This is a genomic window from Patescibacteria group bacterium (genome assembly GCA_041661625.1).
Classification (GTDB): Bacteria; Patescibacteriota; Patescibacteriia; order JAHIZJ01; family JAHIZJ01; genus JBAZUB01.
This window is the reverse complement of record JBAZUB010000009.1, coordinates 1-12,165: the sequence shown is the minus strand read 5'-3', so window position 1 is coordinate 12,165 and position 12,165 is coordinate 1. Positions and strand designations below refer to the sequence as shown.

Below are 12,165 nucleotides of genomic sequence, written 5' to 3'. Positions count from 1 at the left end.
GCAACGTCGGCATCGGCACGACGAGTCCGGCGAGTAAATTAAGCGTAGCCGGAGACAGCTATTTTCATGGAGATGTTTACCATGACGGCAACGCCACCACCACCGGCAGTTACCGGATCGGCGGCGGCCTGACTCTCGCCGGACTGCTAAGCGTCAACGGAACCGGTACTTCCAGCATCGCCGATAACTTTGAAATAGGCGGAACGCTGAAAGTCGGAAGCGGATCCACTTACATTTCCACCAATAAAATTAATTTTACCGGCGCTTCAACCCTGAGAACCCTGGCCGGAGGACTGACTATCACTTCGGCTGATGCCGCTACTTGGTCAACCTCAGCCGGTCTCTTAACCTTGTCGGGCGCGGCCGGTATTACGGAGACTTCCACCGGCGGAACTTATACCGTCAACGCTGCCGGCCAGATTATTAATATCACCGGCGCGGCCACGACAATCAACTCTTCCTCCTTTGCCTTAAATAATACCGGCGCGATTACTATCGGCGTGAACGGCTCGGAGCAAAACATCACTTTTGAAACCAATAATTTTGATATCAATTCAACCGGCGAAGTAACGATTGACGGAACCGATTTTATCTACACCCCGACCGGCAATTATACCCTGAACGCTGGCGGTTCTTCTTTTACAACTATCGGCGGCTCGTCAACTTTTACCGCGGGCGGCGCCATTACCGAGCGGACCGGAGGAGCCTACAATCTCTTCGCCACTTCTTCAATCGCCATGCTCTCCGATTCAACCCTTAATTTTACCGGCGTCGGAATCAGCCTTACCGCGAGCGGCGGAAATATTCTTCTAACCTATCCGGACGGCCAAACTTTCCGCTTAACCGACGGGACAACGAGAATTGAGACTTTAGCGACCGGTGAACTGGTCTTAGGCGATTCGGCCGCCACTACCACGATTGAAGGATTAGTCGTAACCGTGAACGGGAATACGGTTACTACCGGAGTAATTACCAATAACATTCCCGACAATACGGCTAGCGCGTTTTTAACAAGGCAAGGGGCGAATAACTATATTAACATTGACACGAATGACGACGCCGAACAAATTACTTTCGGCAACGCCGCGACCAACCCGGCTTTCACTTTCCTCGGTTCCGGCAACGTCGGCATCGGGACAACCTCTCCGAATCAAAAACTCTCCATCTATAATAATGCCGCTGATTCGGCAATTGAATTCAGTTCAGCTTCGGGTGCGAACTACAAATGGACCATGGGCCTTGATTACACTGACGGCAGTTTCCGAATCGCATCATCCAGCGCTTTAGGAACGAATGACAGGTTTGTAATTAACGGGAACGGGAATGTCGGCATCGGAATAACAAACCCCGGTTACAAGCTTGAGGTCGCGGGAACGCTCGGAATAACCAGCGGCAACTTAACTCATTCTTTTTCCCAGGAAGATGAAATGACTTCAAGCTATCTTTTTTTAACCAACCAGAAATCCGGTTACGGCAACATCCTCGTCATAGAGCCGAAAGACGACGACGGCACCGACTTCTCCGGTTTCTGGCTTCGAGCAAAAGGCGTAAACGGATCAACCGCCGGCGACAGGGAAGAAGTTTCTTTTACCTGGGATCGGAACCTCCAGCGGTTTATTCTCCAGACCCAAAGTTCGGGTACCGGGATTGTCCGGGATCTTGAAATAAAAACCGGCGGCAATACCAATCAGCTCTACCTTAGAGCCGACGGTAACGTAAGCATCGGCAATGATTCAACCGATACCGTAACAATCAATTCATCTTTTAATTCCAGTTTAATTCCCGACCAGAATGCCACCCGCGATATCGGCAGTCCGGCGCTTTACTGGGATGATTTCTATATTGACCAGATCGTGGCTAACAATCTTTCGGCCGCTTCAACAACCATCTCCGGCACCCAGAGTTCAATTTTTACTCTGAATACGGATAACGCGTCCGGCGACGAGGAAGACAGCTACCTGACTTTTTATCGGGGGGTAGTCGTGCCGAACGCGGTTATTACTTGGGATTCCTTAAAAGACCGCTTTGATTTTAACCAGCCGGTTTTTATCCAGAACGATTCTTCAACAACAACCGTCGCAACGCTGGATTTAAAAGCCAAAGTCGGACAGTCGGCCGATATTTTTCGGGCGCTTTCTTCGGACGGAGATGATTTATTCAATATCGCTTACAGCGGCAATGTCGGCATAGGCAGTTCTTCTCCGGCGGCTAAATTCAGCGTTGTCGGAAACAGCTATTTAAACGGCGAAGCGTATCACAGCGGCAACGCGACGACCACCGGCAGTTACTATATCGGAGAGAATCTTAATCTTGGCGGATTTTTGTCCGTATCCGGGGGTTTTTCTTTGGATGGGGATTTGGACATGAATGACGGTTTGATATTAAATATCGGCAACGTTGGAACTGATTTTGACGCAGGGGGCGGACTGACCTTAGCCGGACTGCTAAGCGTAAACGGCACCGGAACCTCAACCATTGCCGAAAATTTGGACATTAACGGCGCTCTCGCGGTCGGTTCGGGATTGTATGTTGACTCAACCGGTATAATTAAAACCGGAACCTGGAACGCCTCTTCAATCGCCGACGCTTATCTTGATAACAATCTCACCATTGCCGCGGGAACGATTTCCGGCGCGTCCAATACAATGAGTCTCGGCTCCGACGCCACCGGTGATATCTACTACCGCGACGCGAGCGGATATTTAACAAGACTTCCAATCGGAACTTCCAGCCAAGTGCTGCACGGCGGAACAACGCCAAGCTACGGAGCGATTGTGGCCGGAAATATTACTGCCGATTCTTTGGATTTTTCGGAATTCAAAAATCTGATGACATTGGACGCGTCCACAGACGTGGCGCTCGCGGGGAATAATTTTACTTTTTCCGGGGCGGGGAATATCGGCATCGGAACGACGAGTCCTTTAATGAAGCTGTCCATTCAGGGAAGCGCCGGGCAGAACATCTTTAGCGTCGCGAGCTCAACCGGAGCCAGCCTTTTAACGGTAAATTCGGACGGACAGTGCGTAACCGGAGACACATTATTGCCGGTCGTCGTTTCAGCCAATCAAAAGGCCACTTTTGAAGAATCGGAAATCGTCAATATAAAATACGTCCAGATTAAAGACATTAAATCCGGGATGGAAGTCCTCTCCTTAAACGAAAAAACCGGCGAACTGGAGCCGGCGAAAATCAAAGGACTTTTGGACATGGGCGTTAAGCCAATTTATGAGATAGAGACTGAAAGCGGAAAGAAAATTAGAACAACGGGCAATCATCCGTATTTGGCCAGATTCGCCTGGACCAAAGTCTCCGAGCTTTCCGTTGGAGACGAGATCGCCGTCGCTGACTACAGTCTGACCGGCGCTAGTTTTGAAAAGATTAAGGCCATAAAACAACTTCCGGCCGAACAGGTTTATGACATAGAAGTTGAAGGAACCCACAATTTCGTCGCTAACGGCATCATCGCCCATAATACCTATATCTACGGAACCCTAAACATGAACGCCAATCCGATAGAAAATATCGGCAACGCCGGAACTGATTTTAATACGGATGGCGGTCTTACTCTCGCCGGACTGTTAAACGCCAACGGCAACGCGACGACGACCCAACTCACCTCCACCGGCTCCGCCTATCTTGCCACTACCGGGGGAAATGTGGGGATAGGGACGGCTAGTCCGGGGTATCCTCTTGATGTTGAATCGGCGTCATTCCCAGGCGGAATTATTTCATTATTTAAAACGCCCGGTAATTCGGATACGGCGCTTCAGGTGCAAAATTCAGTCGCGGCTTGGCAGTTTTCTGTGCGGGAAAGCGGCGACACTAATCCCGGGGGATTTAATTTTTACTATTCTCCCGACGGTTCCGCCGGATGGGTGAACGCGATGAACCTGACGACTGGCGGGAACGTAAGCATCCCGACCGGCGCGCTAACGGTTTCCGGAGCGGGAAACTCTTCTTTCGTCGGCAACGTCGGCATAGGCGACGCGACTCCGGCTGCTTTGCTCACCGTCGGCAATGGTGATTTATTCCAGGTCAATTCTTCCGGCGCGATCGCCGCGGCTAAGGGGATAACCAATACCGGAGCAATCGGTTCCACCGGAGGAATAATCAATCTTAATGTTTCTTCCAATTTTGCCACTAATATTAATACCGGAACTAGCGCTGGCGCGGTTTCTATCGGCGGGAACTTGAATACCGTCGCTATTGATTCGTCCGACTGGAATATTGACGCGGCCGGAGCCATCACCAACGCGACATACGAAGGGCTCACCATCACGTCAACCACCGGCATACTCACGATCGGCGCTTTGAAAACATTGACACTCAATGATTCTACCACTTTCAACACCGCCAGCCTCACTTTGGGCAATGCCAAAACTCTCACTCTATCCGATTCCACCACCCTCGCCACCAACTCCATCACTTTCGCCGGAACGGAATCTTTGACTCTGGCCGCCACCAAGAGCGTGAACTTTGCCGACGCTTTCACAACCTCCGGCGCTTTCCCGATGACCCTCACTACTACGGCCGGAACCAATGTGACGTTGCCTACGACCGGCACTCTTTCCACTCTCGCCGGAGCGGAAACCTTCACCAACAAAGTCAGCTACAACGGCCTCGTCATCACCGCCAACACCGGAGACATCACCACCGGCACTTGGAACGGGACGAGTATCGCGGACGGAAAAATTGATAACAATCTCACCATTGCCGCGGGAACGATTTCCGGCGCTTCAAATACGATGTCTCTCGGCTCCGACGCCACCGGTGATATCTACTACCGCGATGCCAGCGGATATCTGACGCGGCTGGCCATTGGCACGGCAACCCAAGTTTTGCACGGAGGAACGATACCGGGTTACGGGGCGATCGCGGCCGGGGACATTACCGCCGACTCCTTGGATTTCACGGAATTTAAAGATCTGATGACCTTGGACGCTTCCACGGACGTGGCGCTCGCGGGGAATAATTTTACTTTTTCCGGGACGGGCAACGTGGGGATTGGAATCATTAATCCGGCGGCAAAACTGAATGTTGTTGATACGATTGTCCAAGAATGGTCCAAGCCTTTGCTTGTGTATAATCCGAATATTATTGCCGGCCAGCATGTCCAAATCGGCTTCGGTGTCGCCAACTCCAGCTACAATCAGGCGGAATTTAATTTTAATTATATTGGAGGCGCCGGATCTACGAGCAACACTTTCAGTTTGGGGCTGCACAGCGCGGCGGATATTTTAACGCTTCACGGTACTGGCAACGTCGGCATCGGGACGACGAGCCCATTAATGAAACTCTCCGTCCAGGGAACGGCCGGAGCGGATATTTTTAACGTGGCTTCTTCAACCGGAGCGAATTTACTGACTGTTAAAAACGACGGCAACACCTACATCTACGGGACGCTGAATATGAATAACAACCCGATTGAAAATATCGGCAACGCCGGAACCGATTTTGATTCTTCCGGCGGTCTTACTCTCGCCGGCCTCCTAAACGTCAACGGAACCGGAACCTCAACCATCGCTGAAAACCTGGACATAGCAGGCGCGCTGGCAATCGGATCGGGCATGTATATTGATAACACAGGGACGGTCAAAACCGGAGTCTGGAACGGAACTTCCCTAACCGACGCTTACCTTGATAACAACCTGACCATTGCCGGCGGAACCATTTCCGGAACGAGCAATACTATGAGTCTGGGATCCGATGCTCAAGGCGATACCTACTACCGCGATTCATCCGGATATCTTGCGAGACTCGCTTTAGGCGCCGGCGGATATGTCCTCTCTTCTTCCGGCGGCAATCCGGCCTGGGTTGCGACTTCAACTATCGGCATTCAGGGGAGAGGCAACGGCGCGGCCAACCAGATTGCTTACTGGTCGGACGCTAATACAATTACTTCCAATTCAAACTTCCTTTTTAACGGAACAACCAATCTTTTAACCGTAACCGGCAACGCCTCAACCACGCAATTAACAACGACCGGCTCAACTTATTTAGCCACGACTGGCGGCAACGTCGGCATCGGGACGACGACGCCAGAAGGTATCTTGGATTTAGTTTCCGGCGCATCAAGGTTTTTAGCTGATTTGTCATCTTCGGGACTGGCTAAAATCACTACTCCGGATACGACTTTGCGCTATATCAGGGAAAACGCTTTTGATTATGTTTATTGGTGGAACGGAACTGCTTTTACCGACAGGACTGCCGAAGCTAAATCAACTCGGGGAACGTCTTTTACAGTTGTTAATGACACTGCCGACTTCCTTTACATCGGGAAATCCGGAACATACTCGCAGGTTTATATTGATATAGCCACTGCCGCCGTTGGAGCCGGAACTATTGAGTTTGAGTATTCGCTGGGAGGAGGAAACTGGGGGGCTCTGTCTGTTACAGACGGAACCAGCGGGCTGACTGTTGACGGAACAATCAATTTTACTCCTCCGGTTGACTGGGCGACTGATACGGTAAACGGCAGTTCAGGCTATTGGGTAAGAATAAGCGAAACAAGCTCTTCCACAACCGACCCATCCGTTTATTTAGTTATCCCTTGGGACGGAACAAAAAATGTATTGGAAATTTTTGGCAACGCGGGCGATACGACCGGAATGGTAATTGATGAAAATGGGCAGTTAAGCATTGCCAACGCCAATACGATAGGAACTACAGGAGCCATAACAACTACTAGTTCTTTTTCTGTGTCAAGAGCTTCATTAACCACCACTTCTGTCGACGGGGTTGCTTTAAGTTCTTCCTCCTCGGCTACGGCTGCTGCTCCGGTAAGAATTTCTCCGCGTTTAAGATTTGCGGCCGAGGGTTGGGATACCACCGCTCTTGTTACAAAGAACGCCAACTTCATACAAGAAGTTTTACCAGTGTCAGGCGATCCGGTAACTGCTAGCTTGAACTGGAGTTATGATTTGGAAGGCGGGGGATATTCGGAACTTATGAGGTTAACGAGTACCGGCAACCTCGGCATCGGGACGACCAGTCCATTAATGAAACTCTCTGTCCAGGGAACGGCCGGAGCGGATATATTTAACGTGGCTTCTTCAACCGGAGCGAACTTACTGACTGTTAAAAACGACGGCAACACCTACATCTACGGCAGCGTACAGATGAATAACAACCCGATTGAAAATATCGGCAACGCCGGAACCGATTTTGATTCTTCCGGCGGCCTGACTCTCGCCGGACTGCTAAACGTCAACGGAACCGGAACCTCAACTATCGCTGAAAACCTGGACATAGCAGGCGCGCTGGCAATCGGATCGGGCATGTATATTGATAACACAGGGACGGTCAAAACCGGAGTCTGGAACGGAACTTCCCTAACCGACGCTTACCTTGATAACAACCTGACCATTGCCGGCGGAACCATTTCCGGAACGAGCAATACTATGAGTCTGGGATCCGATGCTCAAGGCGATACCTACTACCGCGATTCATCCGGATATCTTGCGAGACTCGCTTTAGGCGCCGGCGGATATGTCCTCTCTTCTTCCGGCGGCAATCCGGCCTGGGTTGCGACTTCAACTATCGGCATTCAGGGGAGAGGCAACGGCGCGGCCAACCAGATTGCTTACTGGTCGGACGCTAATACAATTACTTCCAATTCAAACTTCCTTTTTAACGGAACAACCAATCTTTTAACCGTAACCGGCAACGCCTCAACCACGCAATTAACAACGACCGGTTCAACTTATTTGGCGACTGGCGGCGGCAACGTCGGCATAGGGACGGCGGAGCCGGGAGCGAAGCTGGATGTGAATGGAGAATTGATGCTGCCTATTGGTCAAGCGTTAGCTTATGCGGACGCTTCCCGCGTAAGGTTGGGTGGAGTCGTAACTCTTTACACGGACAATAATCTTTATCTGGATAATCCTATTAGCGGGACGACGAACACCATTTTTAGATTTAATGGTTTAGAAAAAGTGCGAATACAATCAAGCGGCAACGTCGGCATCGGGACGACGAGTCCAGGAGTAAGATTGGATATTAACGGAAAAGTTAGATTAACGCCCGAAGGAGACGCTTTGGGTCATGATTATAACGAAGGAATTAGGATAAATGATGCGGGTAATGATTACGCAACTATTACCATGGGAGGAACTGGAACAGTTGGAACTGGAGTTGGTGTTTGGTCATTGGTAAAAACCCCGGGTGATGATTTTAATATTATGGAGAATGGGGGCACTCATTTGGCAATATTAGATAACGGCAACGTCGGCATCGGGACGACGAGTCCAAGTAGCTTCAAATTACAGGTGTTAGGACATATTGGCCCGGATGCAGATAGTACATATGATTTGGGTTCTTCTGCAATGAGGTTCAGTAATGCTTTTGTGAGACTGCTGGATGCTGGCGCAAATTCTCTAAATCATGAATCAGACATGGACCATCGTTTTACAATCGGTGGAGCCGAAAAGGTTCGAATACAAAGTGACGGCAACGTCGGCATCGGGACGACGAGTCCGGGGGCGAAGCTGCACTTAGTTGGCGCGGCTTATAGTTCTAGTAGGTTTCTTATTCAAAATCAGACTTACTCATCGGTAGCTGATGGTACCGGGGGTATATTATTTCAACAAGATAATGACGGAATGTTAAATGTTGATCTGTTTGGCCAGAATAATATTTTTTCTGCAAATGCGACGAAGTTTATAATAGACGGCAACGTCGGCATAGGGACGACGAGTCCTTTGCACCAATTGCACGTTGGCACAATGGAAACATCCATCGGCACTGTAGGTTTTCAATCGGACGGAAATCATAGAGCCTTGACATTGGAAGAAAATGCGGGGGGCGAATCCTGGCAACTTGGTGTCAACGCTTCCGGAGATTTATTGTTTGAAGACAGTGGTCTTGGTTCGGCAAGTGTCACCTTCCAAGACGGCGGCAACGTCGGCATCGGGACGACAGACCCCGGGGTATATAAATTATACGTTTCTGGTAATACATATATTAACGGTACAGTGACAGGTACGGTAATTTCCGGCACGAATGGTACTTTTAGTGGAAACCTTAAAGGAAACAGAATATCTTCAACCGGCGGAGTAATTGATTTTGATGATATGTCTGGAAGTAATTTTTTCCAGCTTACTGGTGGAGTAACTACTCTTTATAATAGTGGAGTTGCTGGATTTTCTCAAACGAGCGGCAACGTCGGCATCGGGACGACGGGACCGGGGGCGAAGTTGGAAGTCAATCGTGCGACGCAAGCTGCCGCGAGTGCGACGGGTGCGACGACTTTTGCAAACTCCGCGCTTGCGCTCTCGGCTCTCAGCGACACTTCAACGAGGCTTATGGCTGGTGTGGGCGATGGAAGCGTCTATACATGGATTCAGTCTCAAAATATTTCCACCGATGCTGCTCGGGCTTTGGCTCTGAATCCAATCGGCGGCAACGTCGGTATCGGGACGACGAGTCCGGGGAGTAAATTACAGGTACTTGTTGATGAAAGTGATGGAAGTGGCGTGGCTAATGGGATTGCTGTCACAGGCGATACGAATAGTAAGCAAGTTATATTAGGTGTTAACTCCACATATGGCTGGATACAGAGTCATGGCAGTGCTCCTCTTTATATAAATCCGGTTGGCAGTAATGTGATTTTAAATCCAACAACCGGCAACGTCGGGATTGGGACGACGGGACCGGGAGATAAACTTTCTATTCAAGGTGGTGCTTTGTCGTTCCAGAATCCCTCCAATCCCGTGCCATATGTGGGACTAGATTGGGATTCTACTTCTGACTCTCTACGTTTTAGAAGCAATAATAACTCCTCCGCTCTTAATCAGACGAACGTCACAATACAAAGAGTAAGCGGCAACGTCGGCATCGGGACGACGAGTCCTTTGGGCAAGTTGCATTTGAGCGGAAATACATTAATTGATTCTTGGATGTCTGATACTGGGGCGGCGTTGGACACAAAAAATTGGGCGTGGCAAGTTGGTTCTGCTGTTGGCACAGGAGTAATGAGATTAAGGGCACTAAATGATGCAAATACAAATGGTGTTAACGCAATAGAATTTACACGAACTGGTATTTCGTCAATAGTCACATCAATAATGAGTGGCAACGTGGGCATCGGGACAACGGATCCGGGGTATGCTTTAGATGTTAACGGTGCTATCAGAACAAGTAATGTAGTATATCTGCCAGACGCGGGCATCATCCAAGTGGGAACGGCATGGGGAGCAGGCTCTCTTACTCTTCGGAACGGGGCAACAACTTTTGCATCATTGTCGGTAAGTGGTAACTCTTTCACGTCCAATTTGCAGAATTTTTATATGGGTTCTTCTTCGGGTACTAATAATATAGGTACAAATGGAGCTTATGATTTAGCCTTGATAACGAATAGTACGCCAAAGGTTACAATCCAAAGCGGCGGCAATGTCGGCATCGGGACGACGAGCCCAGCAAGAAAGTTGGAAATTAGCACTGGCGTAGCAAATATAGCAACGCTGTTAACCGACAGGGGTATCTATTTTAGAAGGTCTTCGGATGGCGCATTTGGTAATCAGGGACTCATTCTTGACCCAGCTACAAGTGAATTGCAAATGCAATCTTCTGGTGGAGGAGGTTTTCTAACATTTTATGATGGTGTTGGGACAGAGGCTATGAGAATAACAAACGGCAACGTCGGCATCGGGACGACGGAGCCGGGTTCCTACAAACTCAATGTTAATGGGACTGCTAATTTCTCTGGTGATATTATGCTCAACAATGAAGATGTGTCATGGTCCAGAAACCAATATGATTTCGCAACATCGGCCGTAAGGACAAACATAAGCCCATTTTCAATAAAAATTTGGGACAACTATGAAGGCGCCAGTGCTCCAACTACATATGGGACACTTCTTGATGTTTATGGTTATTCAGGGCATGAGCATTCTCAGTTATATTTTGGACATGACGGAAGTATAATGTACCGCGATGCGTTTTATAATGAAAGCAGTTTTTCAAGTTGGTCGACAATTTGGCAATCAAGTAATGATGGTTCCGGTTCTACTCTTGATGCGGATCTTCTTGATGGCCAGCATGGGTCTTACTATTTGGCGGCGGGAAACATCTCTGGTACCGATAACTACATCCCGCGCTTCAACGGTACGAACGCTTTGGAAAACTCTGTCATGTATGACAACGGAACGAACGTCGGCATCGGGACGACGGATCCGGGGGCAAAGCTTCAAGTTATTGGAGATATTTATTCTGACGGAGCGACTAATTCTACATTAAGGGTTGGCAGGCTTTCTTCCTCTTATTATGCTCAATCAGCTTACGCAAGCGCGGGTACTGTTAAATGGCAGACAGGATTACGTGCCAATCTAACTGGCTACAATATTTTTGATGAAGTTGCGGGTGTAACGAGGTTATATGTGGATGATACAGGCGGCAATGTCGGCATCGGGACGACGAGCCCTTCTGCCCGCTTGCACATTGAAGGTGGTTATTTAAGAATTGGGGATGCAACCGCGTCTAGATGGCTTGAATTTAGTGAAGCTGGTACTTTGCGGGGTTATCTTGGTTATGGCGATAGCGGTTCAATATTTACTGGAGCAAGTGTTGACTCTTTATCATTAAGAGCGGAAGGTGATTTACACCTTGGAGGAACAGGAAACAATTTGACAATGACAATAAATAACGGCAACGTCGGCATCGGAACGACGAGTCCGGGGGCGAAACTGGATGTGATTGATGATAGTCAAGTCGCTGGTTTAAGAATACGACATTCAAATTTAACAACGGGGTTAGGTATTGGTTATGGGGGAATTCTGGCAACAGGGACTAATGCAGATATTGATATTTCACTGGCATCAAAAGGCTCGGGCGGATATGTTTGGTTGGGCAAAAATACTGTTGGAACTGGCATAAGAGTAAGCAGTGGAGATAGTGGCAACAACCATATTTGGGCGGGAAACTCGAATTTGGGCTTGACAGCAAATACTGGTTATAAGATATTTTTGTCTCAAACATCGAACTCCTCAACGGGACTAACGGTAGATACAACAAACGGCAACGTCGGCATCGGGACGACGGGACCAACGTATAAGCTTGTTGTGTCGGGAAATAGTGACACAGCAAATATCACGGGCGGGATATTTCAGGTTTTGGGTTCAGCTACTAATGCACTTCTCATTGGTTCTTCTAATGCATCCCCGTATGGTA

1 protein-coding gene is annotated in these 12,165 nt (G+C 49.1%); it reads left to right on the top strand.

The annotated features are described in order from the left end of the window. Window positions 1–12,165 (top strand): hypothetical protein (locus WC734_06320; protein MFA6198731.1); only part of this gene is annotated, 12,165 nt, incomplete at both ends.